The sequence below is a fragment of the Limosilactobacillus gastricus PS3 genome (genome assembly GCF_000247775.1).
In the GTDB taxonomy this organism is placed as follows: domain Bacteria; phylum Bacillota; class Bacilli; order Lactobacillales; family Lactobacillaceae; genus Limosilactobacillus; species Limosilactobacillus gastricus_A.
In genome coordinates, this window is record NZ_AICN01000076.1 from 1 (window position 1) to 17,846 (window position 17,846).

The following is a 17,846-nucleotide window of genomic DNA, read 5'->3' on the forward strand; positions in this document are numbered from 1 at the left end:
TTGAGCATTCTTTTAAAATTATTTATTACCACCGTTTTTTTCGATGATTTCTTCTTGAATGGACTTAGGAACAGCTGAGTAGTGATCAAAAGTCATCGAGAAGGTCCCCCGCCCTTGCGTTGCTGAACGAAGGGTCGTAGCGTAACCAAACATTTCAGATAGCGGAACGAAGGCGTGAACTAATTGTGCATTACCACGTTCTTCCATTCCATCGATACTCCCACGACGAGCAGTAACGTGACCCATGACATCACCAAGGTTGTCTTCAGGAGTCACAATATCAACCTTCATGATTGGTTCAAGGATGGTTGCACCACCCTTTGGAGCAGCATTCCGAAGAGCTAAGGAAGCAGCAACCTTAAAGGCAGCTTCAGATGAATCGACTTCGTGGTAACTACCATCATATAACTTAGCCTTTAAGTCAACTAATGGGTAACCAGCTAAGACACCATTTTCCATGGCTTCCTTTAAACCTTGTTCAACGGCTGGGATATATTCTCGCGGAACAACCCCACCAACGATTGCATCTTCAAATTCGAAACCGGCACCTTCTTCAAGTGGCGTAAATTCAATCCAGACATCCCCGTATTGACCTTTACCACCTGATTGACGAACGAATTTACCTTGAGCTTCAACCGTGTTGGTAAAGGCTTCCCGATATGAAACTTGTGGCTTACCAACCGTAACTTCAGCGTTGAATTCACGACGAAGACGTTCAACGATAATGTCTAAGTGTAATTCACCCATCCCGGCAATTAAAGTTTCACCTGTTTCAGGATTAGTTTCAGCCTTGAAAGTAGGATCTTCTTCAGCCAACTTTTGGAGACCTTTGTCCATCTTATCTTGGTCAGCCTTTGACTTAGGTTCAACCGAGACTTGAATAACCGGTTCAGGGAATTCCATTGATTCAAGTTGGAGTGGTTTGTCAGGATCAGTTAATGAATCACCAGTAGTAGTGTTCTTTAAACCAATTGCTGCAGCAATATCACCAGAGAAGACTTCTGGAATTTCATTTTGTTGGTTAGAGTGCATTTGAAGCAAACGACCAACCCGTTCCCGCTTACCTTTAGTAGCGTTCAAAACGTAGGAACCAGATTGTAATGAACCTGTGTAAACCCGTAAGAAAGTTAACCGACCAACAAATGGATCCGTCGCAATCTTAAAGGCTAAAGCAGCAAATGGCTTATCATCACCAGCCGTTAATTCAATTTCGTTCCCATCTTCATCTGTGGCAACGAATGGCTTAACATCAAGTGGGGATGGTAAGTAATCCAATACCGCATCCAACATCATTTGAATCCCTTTATCCTTGTATGCTGAACCAGCTAATACCGGGAATAATTCTTGGTCCAAAGTTGCTTGCCGAATGGCTGCCTTGATTTCTTCAACGGAAATCTCTTCCCCTTCAAGGTACTTAGCCATGATGTCATCATTTACATCGGCAAGAGTTTCGATTAATTCTTCGTGTTGTTGTTCGGCTTTATCCTTTAGGTCAGCAGGAATTTCAACAGTATCCCAAGTAGCCCCTTGATCATCGTTGTCATAAAGGTAGGCTTCCATTGTTACCAAGTCAACCAAACCGATAAAATCATCTTCGGCCCCGATCGGTAATTGAATTGGAAGTGGCGTAACATTTAAACGATCTTTAATAGTAGAAACCGTGTAATCAAAGTTAGCCCCCATCTTGTCCATCTTGTTTGCAAAGACAATCCGTGGAACATTAAAATCATCAGCTTGACGCCAAACAGTTTCCGTTTGTGGTTCAACACCAGCTTGTGCATCTAAGACCGTCACAGCTCCATCAAGCACCCGGAGTGAACGTTCAACTTCGACCGTGAAGTCAACGTGTCCTGGGGTATCGATGATGTTAATCCGGTGATTCTTCCATACAGCCGTTGTAGCGGCAGAAGTGATCGTGATCCCACGTTCTTGTTCTTCTTCCATCCAGTCCATTTGGGAAGCCCCATCATGGGTTTCACCAATCTTGTGAATCTTACCAGTGTAGTAAAGAATCCGTTCTGTAGCAGTGGTTTTACCGGCATCAATGTGCGCCATAATCCCAATGTTACGAGTCTTTTCAAGAGGGTATTCACGTTTGTTAGCCATCTTAAAAATGTTCTCCTTCCATTTAAATCAATGAATGTATCTATATTTGACAAAAGGGCACGACCAAGATGCGTCCCCTTAATTTACCTAAGCGACTAGGTAATAATTGATTACCAACGGTAGTGAGCAAAAGCCCGGTTGGCTTCAGCCATCCGTAAAGTATCTTCCTTCTTCTTAATTGAAGCACCAGTATTGTTAGATGCATCAATAATTTCGTTGGCAAGACGTTCTACCATGGTATGTTCTCCACGCAAACGTGCGTATTGAGTTAACCAACGGAGCGCCAAGGTCCGTTGACGATCTGGACGAACTTCGATTGGCACTTGGTAGTTAGATCCACCAATCCGACGAGCCTTAACTTCAAGGGCAGGCATAATGTTCTCCATGGCTTGTTCGAATACTTCTAATGGATCATTACCAGTTTGTTCCTTAATTTGATCAAGGGCTTGGTACAAGATCTTAGAAGCAGTTCCCCGCTTACCGTCAAGCATCAAGTGGTTAATTAAGCTAGTAACTAACTTGGAGTTGTAAATTGGATCTGGTAATACTTCTGGTTTTGCGATATGTCCCTTACGTGGCATTACTCAATTCTCCCTTCTTATTTCTTAGGCTTCTTAGCACCGTACTTAGAACGACTTTGCATCCGGCCTTCAACACCGGCCGTATCAAGCGTCCCACGGATGATGTGGTAACGAACCCCAGGTAAATCCTTAACACGTCCACCACGAATCAAAACAACTGAGTGTTCTTGAAGGTTGTGACCAATACCTGGAATGTAAGCAGTAACTTCAATCAGGTTTGAAAGACGAACACGGGCGTACTTCCGTAAAGCTGAGTTAGGCTTCTTAGGAGTCATCGTCCCCACACGGGTAGCAACCCCACGCTTTTGTGGAGATGGTGTCTTAACTTCTTCCTTCTTGAAACTGTTGTATACGTATCCAAGAGCAGGTGACTTTGACTTGCCCTTGTGGCTCTTACGTCCTTTACGAACCAATTGGTTAATTGTAGGCATAATATTTTCCTTCCTTATTTTAGTCCACACATCCAGGCGGTTCTTTTTTCTGAATAAAAAAAAGCGCTCAGATGATATTTAATTGTGTGCTATCGCTGCCAGATTACCATCTGTCATGCGACAGACACCTTGCTGCTTCAAAAAGCACCTCTATTAAACTATCACGAAGCCCTTATAATGTCAATTGTTCTTTGGATATTTTACGAATTCTTCCGTATTTTATTTTAGGAGGTCATTATGCAAACTTGTTTTATTTTTGTCTTCATTATTTGTTGGATTTCATTTATTGTTGCATTCACACATCGGACGCTTTTAGATCCACTGAAATATGATTCGAAGTTTTCACAATGCGATCGTTGCCTACATCCTTTAAAGTGGTGGCAATTAATACCGGTGGGCGGTTGGATTTTCCAAAAAGGTCGTTGTCATTGGTGTCAGCAACCAATCGATGCATTTAATCCCATGATTGAACTAATCTTAACAACTTGGTATCTAAGTAAATTTCAAATTTATGGAGCCATTCCAACTTTGATCATTCTTACCGCCATAACAATCATTACGACAACTGACTGGTATGAACAATGGATTAACCCAGTCTTTTTATGTGGTTTTTTACCCTTTCGGTCGGTTATGTTGACCGATAGCCACTGGTTCATCTACCTAATTGAAGTCGGCTTAATCCTTTTTTTATTAGGAATGAATTATCAGCAAAAACTTGGTTTGGGTGATACGGCTTACCTCATTATTATCATTTTTTCCGTAGGTTTAACTGCCACCTGTTGGATCATGCTTTGTGCTTGCTTACTAATTTTGTTGACTAGTCGTTATCAAACTAAATCACTGCCATTTATTCCTTACTTAAATTTAGGCCTAATCTTGATCGTCTGACTCATGTTTAATGACAACTAAATCAATATCTAAAATTTCGCTATCCGATTGAATCAAATATTCTAGATTCTGAAATAATAGTAGGGTCCAAGATAAAGCTAAACCGAAGGAAAGTAATTCAAATGCCGTTAATGATAGATAGTGCACAAATTTAAAGGCAATATACTCCGCTGCCATCACTGCGCCCATTAAATAAGAAAGTCGAAGAAAATTATTACTAATCATCGGTAAAATCCACCGCAAAATGATGATCAAAATTAACAGCAGATAGACTAACCACATTGAAATTTGATCATGTAAGTAATGAAATTCTCGATTATTAGGAAATAAACCCACTCCCGCTAAACAAGCCGCCAACCCAAAGAGCATCCACCGGCTAATTTCGATCCGCCAATTATGGTAACGACGTTTCAGATTAACAAATAAATAATCGACCAGGGTAGCCATTAGGATTCCGGTAAAAATCAAGGTCAAATTAAACTGCATTGAAGAGCCACTCTGAGCAGTTCCCAGGTAACTGAAGTTATAACGCCACCAATTCTTCCGACCATTAGTGAGCATCGAAAATAATACCCCACCTAAAATCATAATGGTCATCAAATTGGTAATTACCCCTGGTGACAGCGTCATTGATAAATTAATCATAATATAATTAATCACCGCAATGGAGATCGCAATCATGATACAAGCGGTATAGATGTCAAAGGTCGCTCCCCCAAACAATTGAGATAAGACCCAAAAGAGAGCATAGACAGTAAAGACCAGAATTAAGCCACTGACCATCGCAATCGGTAGTAACATCCGCCAAGAAAATTGCTGAGCTGGGCCTGTCCGTTTTATTTTTTCAGAAATAAGGGTAATAATAAAAGCTCCAATCCCACATAGACCACCAAAAGCCGTAATGATATTGCCAAGTGAACTTGCTGGTCCACTTAATGGCACCAGTTGAATCCTATCAGCATATAGTTGAGAAAAAACTAAAATCGCCACTAAGATTGCCGGTAAAATATACCAGCTCATTTTGATTTGTGGAACGATTGAGGCCAAATTTTCAGGCTCAATCACCAATTGATGACGGTGAACGCGCATCACCAGAGGCCCTGACTTGGGAATCTCGGTATTTTCCATTGCCTCTTGGGGAATTTCAACTCGATATTTGCTCATGCTTTCACTCCTCTTCTATTTAGTAGGATAGCACAATTACGGTTTAATAACGATGCTCTCATCATTTTCTAATTCTTTTAATTGACATGCATATATAAATCCAATAAACTATTTTTATAAACTTTTTTTAGGGAGGAAGTTTCATGAGAAAACCTATTATCGCGATGCCTGCAGATACGTTTACCAAGGCAACTAACATTATTAACTTACGTAATGCTGCCTTTGCGCCAGACCCTGCAATTCAAGCGATTACAAAATCAGGTGGAACCCCTCTGATTTTACCGACCGTTGCTGCCGAATCCGCTCCCGACTATGTACACTTGTTTGATGGGCTGCTCTTATTAGGTGGCTTTGATGTCGACCCAACCTTTTTCGGTGAAGAACCCCATTATGAATTAGGCGAAACCTTTCGCAAACGGGATCTCTTTGAAATTGCCTTATTAAAGGCTACAGTTGAAGCTGGAAAGCCAGTTATGGGAATCTGTCGCGGTCTACAATTAATCAATGCGGGCTTAGGTGGAACTCTTTATCAAGATTTATCAGAAGATCCATCCGCTAAGTTAAAGCATCACCAATTAGCCCCCGGTAATTTACCAACTCACCACGTTAACACCGAACCCGGTTCTAAGCTAAATGAATTATTGGGTGATCGAGTATACGTAAATTCCCGTCATCATCAGGCCGTGAAGCGGATTGCTCCTGGCCTGCGCATCACCGCCACTGCTGATGATGGGGTGGCTGAAGCCATTGAAAGTGAAAATTCAGATCAAGTTGTAGCAGTCCAATGGCATCCAGAAAACATGTTCAAGCATAATGAAGAAGCTCAAATGCTCTTTAAAGACTTAATTACCCGCAGTCAAAAAGCTGAATAAACCGTAAAAGGCACTCAATCTCATTTCGATTGAGTGCCTTTTTGTATACAAAGAATTTAATCTTCCTGATTTAATTCAGCTTCCATTTCCCGAATTGAAGCTGTCGGGGTAGTAGCATAGGCCGTTTCCGGTTGTTCAACACTAACTTCCCGTGGCTTAATTCCACGGTAAGTACCCATCCCTGTTCCGGCAGGAATAATCTTACCGATAATAACATTTTCCTTCAAACCAACTAATGGATCATTCTTACCACGAATAGCAGCATCCGTTAAGACCCGCGTAGTTTCTTGGAATGAGGCTGCAGACAAGAAACTGTTTGTTTCAAGGGCTGCCTTAGTGATCCCAAGGATAACTGGACGAGCCGTCGCTGGAACCCCACCAGAAATCAAGGTCTGGTAGTTAGCATCACGGAATTGGCTAATATCCATTAATTCGCCTGGTAAGACATCCGTATCACCTGGATCCATAACCCGAACTTTCCGGATCATTTGCCGAACCATGATTTCCACGTGCTTATCAAGCAAATCAATCCCTTGCATCCGGTAAACCTTTTGGATTTCAGCTAACATGTAAGTTTCGGTTGATAAAACATCTCGAACTCGGATTAATTCCTTTGGATCAATTGAACCTTCATTCAAGGCATAACCACGGCGGATTTCATCACCTTCACCGACCCGCATCCGCGTCGTAATTGGTAAAGTATATGTCCGCGTATCGGCATCACCCTTAACAGTGACATCCTTCGTTTGGTCAGCTGGGTTTTCTTCGATTGATTCAATCACCCCAGTAACCTCGGAAATAACGGCCTTCCCTTTCGGGTTCCGTGATTCCACAATTTCTTGGATCCGAGGAAGCCCTTGAGTAATATCATCATCACCGGCCACCCCACCAGTGTGGAAGTTCCGTAAGGTCAATTGTGTCCCAGGTTCACCAATTGATTGAGCGGCCACCGTTCCGATTGCTTCACCGGCTTCCACTTGGTCTCCAGTTGCAGCGTTTCGACCGTAACAACGTTCACAGACCCCATGGTCAGTGTTACAAGTGAAGGCCGTCCGAATAGTAACTTTTTGTACCCCGGCATCGACAATCTCTTGGGCCATTGCTTCGTCAATCAAGACATTCTTACCAACAATCTTTTCGCCAGTTTGTGGGTCAAAGACCGACTTCATGGTGTAACGTCCTAAGATCCGGTCATATAGTGGTTCAATCATTTCATCACCATTAGTAATGGCCGTCACGTCTAAACCACGATCCGTCCCACAATCTTCTTCCCGAACAATTACGTCTTGAGCCACATCAACTAACCGCCGCGTTAGGTAACCAGAGTTGGCAGTCTTGAGGGCCGTATCAGTCATCCCTTTACGAGCCCCATGTGATGAAAGGAACATTTCCAAGACGGAAAGACCTTCACGGAAGTTTGACAGAATTGGCAATTCCATGATCTTACCAGATGGTGAGGCCATTAAGCCCCGCATCCCGGCTAATTGGGTAAAGTTAGAAATGTTACCACGTGCACCGGAATCAGACATCATGTTGATTGGATTATGGATGTCCATATGTTCAACCAATTTTTCTTGGACTTCATCCTTAGCGTCATTCCAGACACCAATTACCCGTTCATACCGTTCATTGTCAGTAATCAGCCCCCGACGGAATTGCTTAGTGATCAAGGCAACTTGTTTATGAGCCTCATCAATAATCTCAGGCTTTTCTTTCAAGTCGGTAACGTCAACGATCCCAACGGTTACCCCTGAAATCGTGGATTCGTAGTAACCCAAGTCTTTCATTTTATCAAGTAATTGGGAGGTAATCGTCACCTTGTACTTCTTGTAGACTTCAGCAATGATGTCAGATAAGAAGCCAACCTTAAATGGTGCTACTAATGGTGCATTTTCCAAGTAATCGTTAATATCTTCCCCTTTATCAAGGAAGTAACGATCGGGAACCCCATTAGTTAGGTTTTCCATCGTTGGTTCATTAATGTAAACATAATCTTCTGGCATAATGTTGTTGAAGATTAACTTCCCAACACTCGTTACCATAACTCGATTACGTTGATCATCAGTAAATGGTTTCTTTGGATATGCGGAGGTTTGTACCCCGACCCGGGTTTGTAATGAAACATACCCGTTCTTGTATGCCATGATAGCTTCGTTCATATCCTTGAAAATCATGCCTTCACCTTCACGACCCTTATCTTCAATGGTCATGTAGTAGTTCCCAATAACCATATCTTGTGAAGGCGCCACAATTGGTTCTCCATCCCGCGGACTCAGAATATGGTGAGCCGCTAGCATAAGCAAGCGAGCTTCTGCTTGAGCTTCATCAGACAAAGGAACGTGAATGGCCATTTGGTCCCCATCAAAATCGGCGTTATAAGCCGCACAAACTAAGGGGTGTAACCGCATCGCTTTTCCTGAAACCAAGATTGGTTCAAAGGCTTGAATCCCTAGTCGGTGAAGGGTAGGGGCCCGGTTAAGTAATACGGGGTGTTCCTTAATAACATCTTCAAGGACATCAAAGACAACTTCATCTCGGTTATCAATCATCCGCCGAGCAGCCTTAGGGTTGTTAACTAATTCCCGCTTGGTCAATTCGTGAATAATAAATGGCTTGAATAATTCCATCGCCATTTGCACTGGTAAGCCCATTTGATTCATCTTCATCGATGGACCAACATCGATAACAGAACGACCAGAATAGTCAACCCGCTTTCCAAGCAAGTTCTGCCGGAAACGTCCTTGCTTCCCTTTTAGCAAATGAGAAAGGGACTTCAATGGACGGTTACCAGGTCCGGTAACTGGACGACCCCGACGACCATTGTCAATCAAGGCATCGGCCGCTTCTTGAAGCATCCGCTTTTCGTTTTGAACGATAATTCCTGGAGCATTCAGATCTAATAACCGCTTCAAACGGTTATTCCGGTTAATTACCCGCCGGTATAAGTCATTTAGATCAGATGTTGCGAACCGGCCACCTTCAAGTTGAACCATTGGCCGTAAATCAGGTGGCATAACTGGTAAGACATCCATCACCATCCATTCTGGACGATTACCTGACTTCAAAAAGGCTTCAAGGATATCAAGCCGGCGTACTGCCCGCGTCCGCTTTTGACCCGTTGCTTCTTTTAGCACCGCTTTTAATTCAGCAGTTTCCTTTTCGAGGTCCACATCGGCTAACAACTTTTGTAAAGCTTCAGCCCCCATTTGAGCTTGGAAACGATCACCATATTCAGCTTTCTTTTCCCGGTATTCAGGTTCGGATAAAAGTTGCTTCTTTTCCAGTGGAGTATCACCAGCATCAAGCACAACGTATGAAGCAAAGTAAATTACTTCTTCTAATGAACGTGGGCTCATGTCTAAGACCAAGCCCATCCGACTTGGAATCCCCTTAAAGTACCAAATATGGGTAACTGGAGCAGCTAATTCAATATGTCCCATCCGCTCCCGACGAACCTTTGAACTAGTAACTTCAACCCCACAACGATCACAAACGCGACCCTTGAAACGTTGGCGCTTGTACTTACCACAAGCACATTCATAATCCTTGGTTGGCCCGAAAATCCGTTCATCAAAGAGCCCGTCTTTTTCAGGTTTTAATGTCCGGTAATTAATCGTTTCCGGCTTTTTAACTTCACCGAAAGACCAACTACGGATCTTTTGTGGAGAGGCTAAACCAATCTCCATACTTTCAAAATTATTGACATCAATCAAAGGATAATCCTCCTATTTCAATCACGATTACACTTTTCATTAGTTTGAAGGAACTTCGTCGGTTGCTTCGCTCGTTTCCGTTGCGGTTGCTTCAACTGGTTTTGCCTTTTGGGCCATCTTCCGAACGTCCATGACGTCTTCATCCATGTTCTTCAATTCGACTTCTTGATGGTCGTTATCGAGCACCTTCATATCTAACCCTAGTGATTGTAATTCCTTCACTAAGACCCGGAATGACTCCGGCACTCCTGGCTTAGGAATTTGTTCACCGTTAATAATCGCTTCATAAGTATTCACCCGACCAACAACATCATCTGATTTGTAAGTCAGGATTTCTTGAAGCGTGTAGGCTGCCCCGTAAGCTTCCAGGGCCCAAACTTCCATTTCACCAAACCGTTGACCACCGAATTGGGCTTTCCCACCAAGTGGTTGTTGGGTAACCAAGGAGTATGGTCCAATTGAACGAGCGTGAATCTTATCGTCAACCATGTGGGCTAGCTTAAGATAGTGCATGACCCCAACAGAAACCCGTTGTTCAAATGGTTCACCAGTCCGCCCATCATAAAGAATCGTCTTCCCATCTGATGGTAAGCCAGCTTCCTTAACGGCATCCCATACATCCGCATCGGTTGCCCCATCAAAGACTGGCGTAGCAATATGAATTCCTAATTCACGAGCAGCCATTCCAAGGTGCAATTCGATCACTTGACCAATGTTCATCCGGGATGGAACCCCCATCGGGCTAAGCATGATGTCAATTGGCGTTCCGTCTGGCATATATGGCATATCTTCTTCCGGAACGACGATTGAAACCGTCCCTTTGTTACCATGCCGACCGGCCATCTTATCCCCAACTTGGATCTTCCGCTTTTGGGCAATGTAAACCCGAACCATCATGTCAACGCCAGGGGCTAATTCATCACCATTTTCACGAGTGAAAACTTTAACGTCTTGGACAATTCCGCCACCACCGTGTGGTACCCGGAGTGAAGTATCCCGTACTTCACGTGACTTCTCACCGAAAATGGCATGTAACAAACGCTCTTCAGCTGATAATTCGGTGACCCCTTTAGGCGTTACCTTACCAACTAAAATATCGCCATCATTGACTTCGGCCCCAACACGAATGATCCCACCTTCGTCAAGATCACGTAAGGCTTCTTGACCAACATTAGGAATCTCCCGCGTCATTTCTTCAGGTCCTAATTTGGTTTCCCGAGCTTCTGATTCGTAGGATTCGATATGGATGGACGTGTATACATCGTCCTTAACTAGTCGTTCGTTAATCGCAATGGCATCTTCGAAGTTGTATCCTTGCCACGTCATAAAGGCAATCAATGGGTTTTGCCCTAAGGCTAATTCACCTTGTTCCATTGATGGACCATCAGCTAAAACATCGTCAACATCAATGTGTTCGCCAACTTTAACGATTGGCCGTTGATTATAGTTCTTACCACCATTGGAACGACGGAACTTCATTAGTTTATATGTATCAAGCGAACCATCTTCTTGACGAATCCGGATTTCCTTGGCATCTACAAATTCAACAGTTCCGGCATTCTTCGCAATTAACGCAACTCCAGAATCATGAGCGGCCTTGTATTCAATCCCCGTCCCAATTAATGGAGCGTGTGGGTTGATCAACGGTACCGCTTGCCGTTGCATGTTGGCCCCCATCAAGGCCCGGTTAGAGTCATCATTTTCCAAGAAAGGAATACATGCTGAAGCGACAGAAACTACTTGCTTTGGTGAAACGTCCATGTAATCAACATTATCAGCTGACGTTTCGATGTAGTCTTCCTTGTCACGGCACATAATCATTTCTTCAGCAAAGGAGCCGTCTTCATTTAACTTAGTGTTTGCTTGGGCAATGATATAGTTATCTTCTTCGTCGGCCGTCAGGTAATCGATCCGGTCAGTAACCTTGTGAGTGTCCCATGAAACACGACGATATGGTGTTTCAATAAAGCCATATTGGTTAACTCGGGCATAGGAAGACAAACTGTTAATCAAACCAATGTTAGGACCTTCCGGTGTTTCGATTGGACACATCCGCCCGTAGTGGGTATAGTGCACATCCCGCACTTCATATCCAGCCCGATCACGCGTCAAACCACCTGGCCCTAAAGCTGACAACCGCCGTTTATGCGTCAATTCACCCAATGGATTAGTTTGATCCATGAATTGGGACAATTGGGAAGAACCAAAGAATTCCCGAATTGAAGCTACTACTGGACGAATGTTAATTAATTGTTGTGGCGTTACAGTATTGATATCTTGGATTGACATCCGTTCCCGTACCACCCGTTCCATCCGGGCTAACCCAATCCGGAATTGGTTTTGCAACAACTCACCAACCGAGCGAATCCGCCGGTTACCCAAGTGGTCAATATCATCGGTCGTGCCAATTCCTTCTTGTAGGTTCAAGAAGTAGTTTACAGAAGCAATGATATCAGCTGGTTGAATGTGCTTTAAATCTAAGGAGATATTACCGTTTGAAACGATTGGCACAACCTTTTCAGGATCATCCTTGGAATAAACCAAAATCTTTTGTAATTGAACTGGTTCAGTCACAACCGCATCATCAGACGGCGTATAAGTGATCATCTTAAAATCATCACTTTCCAATGCTGATTCAAGATTCTTAAGCACTTCTTTGGTTACCACGTCACCCTTATTAGCAAGGATTTCACCAGTTTCAGGATCAGCTAAGGTTTCAGCTAATGTTTGTCCCAATAGGCGGTACTTCATTTTTAACTTCTTGTTAGTCTTGTAACGACCAACTGGTGCCATGTCATAACGTTTTGGATCAAAGAAACGGGTAATTAATAAACTACGTGCTGAGTCTGCCGTCTTTGGTTCACCAGGACGCAAGCGTTCATAGATATCCTTGAGGGCTTCTTCAACTCGTGAGTCCTCAGGTTCTTTATGCACATCTTTATCGATAGTAGCGTTAAGGGATTCACTTTCATCCCCTAACATATCAATGATCTCATCATCTGATCCAAACCCAAGTGACCGCACTAATTCTGTAATTGGCAACTTCCGGGTCCGATCAATCCGAACATAAGAAATCCCCTTGGCATCGGTTTCGTATTCCAGCCAAGCCCCTCGGTTAGGAATAAAGTTGGCGCCAAAGTTAGGCCGGCCATTCTTATCAGCTTCCTGACTGAAGTAAACCCCTGGTGACCGCACTAATTGAGAAACGATAACCCGTTCGGCCCCATTGATGATAAAGGTCCCCTGGTCAGTCATTAATGGGAAGTCCCCAAAAAAGACATCTTGCGACTTAATTTCACCAGTTTCATGGTTAGTAAGCCGCAAAGTTACATGCAAAGGTGCTGAGTAGTTAGCATCATGTTCCCGGGCTTCATCTACCGTATATTTAGGTTCTAATAATTGATAATCAACGAATTCTAAGGAAAGTTTTCCTTGAAAATCATCGATTGGCATAATGTCATTAAACATTTCCCGGAGACCGGTATCCATAAACCAATTATAAGAATCGGTTTGGATCTCGATCAAATTCGGTAAGTCCAAAACTTCCCGAATCCGAGAGTAACTTCGCCGTGTACGGCGCTTACCATACTTAACTAAATGTCCAGCCAAACTGTTCACCTCTCTAATTTGCTGTCGAACTCATGCCAAATATTACATTTTGATTACATTTTGCATAATCACCTGATTTTTGGCAAAAAAAAGCCAAAAGCAGTTGGACACTGCCTTTGGATTTTTATAAAGACGCCGATGGACAATAGATCACCGGCCTCACTGAGTCCTAAATTACATACAGGATAATTATACTCAGTTACTATTCAAATGTCAATTCTACCGAGCAATAAACCCATTTAAAATACAATCTAGCAAAACCCGCTGCCGTTGCTCGGGACTAACGGCATGGCCTCCTAACGATAAAACTGTTCCATGTAGTGGTTGGAGTTCCGCTAAATATAATTCGGCGGCTTCGCGTGGTCGAACATCGGGCCGCAGATTAACTATATCTTGCGCAAAGTATTGTGCCAACGGATTAATATAATCCATCGTAAAGATGGTATCTAGCTTTCGACGTGAGCTCAATGATAATTGACGACGAGCCTCTTGATAATAGCTATATACACTTTGCGGATGTAACTTAAGATACACATTCGTGATCTCTTGTAATTGCTGTTTAATATCTAAATTTTTATTACGAAGCACCCGTTGGATTTCCTGGCGAACTCGGGTTCCATGCTCATTCATCACATCCAGATATAAGACTTCTTTATCTTTAAAGTGATGATATAAAGCTGGTTGGGTAATGCCAATTTGTTTAGCAATATCACGCGTGGACGTTTGGGCATAACCACGATTTAAAAATAGTTTGGTCGCCGTTTTTAAAATCGCCTTATGGGTCCGTTCTAATTTTTCTTCCCTTTTCATTTCTATACCTATTATTAACTAGTTTTAATGCTTAACGGAATTGTATTAGAAAACGTCCATTTTAGCAAGATTATCGATCATTAAACCGTTACTAGTTGACCATTTTGTTTAAAGTCTAGTTGGCCTTTATGAGCGCCAACCGTAATCTGATCGCCCACTTGAATGTCCCCGTTAAGAATCAGCATACTCATAGGATTTTCAACCAACTTCTGGATTGACCGGCGTAAAGGTCGTGCTCCATAAGCAGGATTATAGCCGTCTTCTGCAATCGTATCTAAAGCGGCTGTCGTTAATTTTAATTTAATTCCTTGGTCAGCTAAACGGTGGATTAATTGGCTCGCCAGCAACTTAACGATTTGACGTAATTCAGGCTTGGTTAATGAATGGAAGACAATCGTTTCATCAATTCGATTTAAAAATTCCGGTCGAAAAGCTAATTTAAGTTGTTCATTAACCGCTGCTTTCATCGCCGCATAATCCTCATGAACATCTGTAGCGCCAAAGCCAACCGTTTTAGTGTCTTGAAGTTGAGTAGCGCCTAGGTTCGAGGTCATAATTAGAATCGTATTGCGAAAATCAACACGCCGTCCTTGCGAATCCGTTAAGAAACCATCATCTAAAACTTGTAATAGTAAATTAAAGACATCGGGATGAGCTTTTTCTACTTCATCCAATAAAACTACTGAATAAGGATGGCGACGAACCTGTTCCGTTAACTGGCCACCTTCTTCATAACCAACATAGCCTGGCGCAGCGCCAACTAACCGACTGGTACTGTATCGTTCCATGTATTCAGACATATCAATCCGAATCATTTGATCACGCGAACCAAACATCTCTTCAGCAAGCGCTTTTGCTAATTCCGTTTTCCCAACCCCGGTTGGTCCTAAGAACATAAATGAACCGATCGGTCGTTGCGGATCTTTTAGACCACTCCGACTCCGCCGAATAGCTTCTGAAATAACCCGAACAGCCTCATCTTGTCCAATCACACGTTGATGTAGGTTTTGCTCCAAGTTCACTAACCGCTTACTCTCCTGCTTTTGTAATTGCGTTACCGGAACACCAGTCCATTCAGCAACCACAGTTGCCACATCATTAGCAGTAACTTTCAAGCGATAGTGACCATCATCAGCGGCCCGTTGGCGCTTGACCTCGTATGCTTCTAATTCGACTTTTAATTTTAGTTCGCTTTGCCGTAAGTCCGCAGCCAAATCAAAATTTTGTTCTAATATAGCCTGTTCCTTTTGGTTTCGAACCTCAGCTAATTGCTGGGATAATTGAATATCTTTATGGGGATGATTTTCAGCATTAATCCTAATAGTAGCTGCTGATTCATCCATTAAATCAATCGCCTTATCTGGCAGATAACGATCATTAATGTATCGTTTTGATAATTCAACGGCTGATTGCAAGGCATCATCAGTAATTTCAACTTGGTGATATTGTTGATACTGTTCGCGCAAACCTTCCAAAATCGTCAAGGTTTCTTCGGTTGACGGTTCTTCTACCATTACAGTAGAGAAGCGCCGTTCTAAAGCTGCATCTTTTTCGACATATTTTCGATATTCATCAAGGGTAGTGGCCCCAATTAGTTGAATTTCCCCTCGAGCTAGAGCTGGTTTTAAGATATTAGAAGCATCTATTGCCCCTTCAGCACCCCCAGCACCAATCAAGGTATGAATTTCGTCGACAAATAAAATAACGTTCCCGTCTTCAGCAATTTCATTAATCACTTTTTTAAGCCGGTCTTCAAATTCACCCCGGAATTTGGTTCCCGCAACTAGCGAGCCCATATCCAAAGAAATCAAGCGCTTATTTTGCAGCGTTTCAGGTACTGAACCCTTCACAATGCGTTGAGCCAATCCTTCGACAATCGCTGTTTTCCCGACCCCAGGTTCACCGATAAGAACGGGATTGTTCTTGGTTCGCCGACTTAAGATCTGTAAGGCTCGTTGGATCTCTTTATTTCGACCGATGACTGGGTCAACATCTTTTTCGTTAGCCAACTTAGTCATGTCGCGACCTAGTTTATCAAGTGTTGGCGTCCCTTCAGCTGGCTGATTATTCTGTCGATTAGACCGGTTCATGTTTCGTTCCGAAACTCCTAAGCGCTTCAAAAGTGCCTTTCGAGCAGTTTTGGGATCGGCACCTAAATTATAAAGAATTCGCGAAGAGAGGATCGAGTCATCACTTAATAAACTTAGTAACAAATGTTCCGTACCGATGCGACTATTTTGCAGACGTTGCGCAATGGTTGCGGCCCGCCGCAGGACTTCACGCAATTTAGGTGAATTTGGAACATAAGTGGATGGATCGACACTTTGAACGCTACCGTAACCTGTAAAACGTTCAATTTCTTCACGAATATCATCACTTTTAACGTTGTATTGATTCAAGACATTAGCAGCAACCCCGATCTCTTCCATACTCAAAGCTAATAAAAGGTGCTCTGTCCCAACAGCTTGGTGGCGAAACATACGCGCCTGTTCTTGAGCAACCTGCAAGCCATTTCGGGCACTTGGGGTATACAAATATTCATCCATCAGCGAATCTCCTCTTAACTCTCATACCGTAGCCGGTTTAACAACATCTTCATCACGTGAGCCCGAAAGCGTTGTTGATCATAACGATCTCTGATAATCAAAGTTTGTTTTGAAATCATTGTCATCATCAAATCGCCTTCACGACGAGTAATCAACTGTTCTTGATATAAAGTCTTAATCACTGCAGCGGCATCTCGTTCTGTTAATAAATCACCAATTCCATTAATTAGAGTTTCTAAAACATCAACCCCATCTAATAGACTAACCTTTTCTATCCGAATGTAACCACCGCCGCCACGCTTACTTTCAACAAAGTAACCACGTTGAGGGGTAAACCGGGTTTTAATTACATAATTAATTTGTGAAGGTACCACATCAAAGTGATCAGCAATTTCTGAACGACGGATCTCAATTTGAGAAGCATCACCCAAAACAGATTTTAAGTATTGTTCAATCACATCAGACATACTTTTTTCTTCTGCCATTCCAGGAACCTCCTTATATCTGACTATTATTGACCTTTATTTTAACATATCTAATTAGCGCTTGCCGATTAATACGCTTTCTCGCTTTTTAAAAACAGGAGTGACAATTCCACTAAGGGAAGTCACTCCTGTTTTATTAACAGCAATACGCCTGTTTATTTCTTCTTTTTCGATCGCTTGATTCCTGCCAATGTAGCAATTCCCGCCATTATAAGTCCAATTGTAGTCATTGAACTCGAAGCTGCATTACCAGTTTGCGGTAATTCTTCAGTTTGTTTCGTCGCTGAAAGGTTGTTTGCATTATGTTTGATAACTTGATCTGCATCCTTCCAAGTGTAAACTCCGGAATGATATTGAATATCAGTTACTTGTGACATGGAAAGTGACAGACTAGTTGATTGACTTGAGCTTTCGTTCATTGAAGTGCTCAAAGATTCGCTGGTGGAGGCACTTAAGGACTCACTCGTTGAAGCACTTAATGATTCGCTGGTTGAGGCGCTGAGAGATTCGCTCGTTGAAGTACTTAACGATTCACTCGTTGAGGCACTCAAGGACTCACTTGTCGAAGCACTTAACGATTCACTAGTGGATGCGCTGAGCGATTCACTCGTCGAGGCACTTAACGATTCACTCGTTGAGGC

General features: G+C 42.8%; 12 protein-coding genes. 2 read left to right on the forward strand and 10 right to left on the reverse strand.

Going from position 1 to position 17,846, the window contains the following annotated elements:
* Positions 1-18 precede the first annotated feature (18 nt).
* The 3 genes from fusA to rpsL form a co-directional block, all read right to left on the reverse strand.
* Positions 19-2,106 (reverse strand): elongation factor G, encoded by a 2,088-nt coding sequence (gene fusA, locus PS3_RS08705; protein ID WP_007122710.1) that lies wholly within the window; start codon positions 2,104-2,106, stop codon positions 19-21.
* 110 nt (positions 2,107-2,216) lie between these two features.
* Complete coding sequence (rpsG, locus tag PS3_RS08710; RefSeq protein WP_007122711.1) at positions 2,217-2,687, reverse strand: 30S ribosomal protein S7; 471 nt, start codon at positions 2,685-2,687, stop codon at positions 2,217-2,219.
* Positions 2,688-2,704: 17 nt separating this feature from the next.
* Positions 2,705-3,118 carry a 30S ribosomal protein S12 gene (rpsL, locus tag PS3_RS08715; protein WP_007122712.1) on the reverse strand — a complete coding sequence of 138 codons (414 nt, stop codon included), beginning with the start codon at positions 3,116-3,118 and terminating at the stop codon, positions 2,705-2,707.
* Positions 3,119-3,355: 237 nt separating this feature from the next.
* Here rpsL and PS3_RS08720 point away from each other — a divergent pair, with 237 nt between their 5' ends.
* Positions 3,356-4,006, forward strand: a complete 651-nt coding sequence (locus PS3_RS08720; RefSeq protein ID WP_040468778.1) for a prepilin peptidase — start codon at positions 3,356-3,358, stop codon at positions 4,004-4,006.
* Here the strand turns inward: PS3_RS08720 and PS3_RS08725 are convergent.
* Entirely contained in the window at positions 3,989-5,170 is a 1,182-nt protein-coding gene (locus PS3_RS08725) for a DUF998 domain-containing protein (RefSeq protein WP_007122713.1), read from the reverse strand. The two genes, PS3_RS08720 and PS3_RS08725, sit on opposite strands and share 18 nt — an antisense overlap.
* A gap of 143 nt (positions 5,171-5,313) precedes the next feature.
* On the opposite strand from PS3_RS08725, the gene PS3_RS08730 reads away from it, so the two are divergent.
* Positions 5,314-6,042 carry a gamma-glutamyl-gamma-aminobutyrate hydrolase family protein gene (locus tag PS3_RS08730; RefSeq protein WP_007122714.1) on the forward strand — a complete coding sequence of 243 codons (729 nt, stop codon included), beginning with the start codon at positions 5,314-5,316 and terminating at the stop codon, positions 6,040-6,042.
* 56 nt (positions 6,043-6,098) lie between these two features.
* Here PS3_RS08730 and rpoC read toward each other — a convergent pair whose 3' ends face one another.
* From rpoC to PS3_RS10400, 6 genes are all read right to left on the reverse strand, one after another.
* Entirely contained in the window at positions 6,099-9,755 is a 3,657-nt protein-coding gene (gene rpoC, locus PS3_RS08735; RefSeq protein WP_007122715.1) for a DNA-directed RNA polymerase subunit beta', read from the reverse strand.
* A 39-nt stretch (positions 9,756-9,794) separates the two neighbouring features.
* Positions 9,795-13,373, reverse strand: a complete 3,579-nt coding sequence (gene rpoB / locus PS3_RS08740) for a DNA-directed RNA polymerase subunit beta (protein ID WP_007122716.1) — start codon at positions 13,371-13,373, stop codon at positions 9,795-9,797.
* A 210-nt stretch (positions 13,374-13,583) separates the two neighbouring features.
* Positions 13,584-14,174, reverse strand: coding sequence for a TetR/AcrR family transcriptional regulator (locus PS3_RS08745; protein WP_007122717.1), 591 nt, complete (start codon positions 14,172-14,174; stop codon positions 13,584-13,586).
* A gap of 80 nt (positions 14,175-14,254) precedes the next feature.
* The gene (locus PS3_RS08750; protein WP_040468779.1) at positions 14,255-16,720 is read right to left on the reverse strand and encodes an ATP-dependent Clp protease ATP-binding subunit; all 2,466 of its coding nucleotides are present in this window, start codon (positions 16,718-16,720) and stop codon (positions 14,255-14,257) included.
* A 14-nt stretch (positions 16,721-16,734) separates the two neighbouring features.
* On the reverse strand, positions 16,735-17,205 hold the full coding sequence (locus tag PS3_RS08755; protein WP_007122719.1) for a CtsR family transcriptional regulator: 471 nt from the start codon (positions 17,203-17,205) through the stop codon (positions 16,735-16,737).
* A gap of 155 nt (positions 17,206-17,360) precedes the next feature.
* A partial coding sequence (locus PS3_RS10400; RefSeq protein ID WP_141566761.1) for an LPXTG cell wall anchor domain-containing protein occupies positions 17,361-17,846 on the reverse strand: 486 nt, incomplete at its 5' end.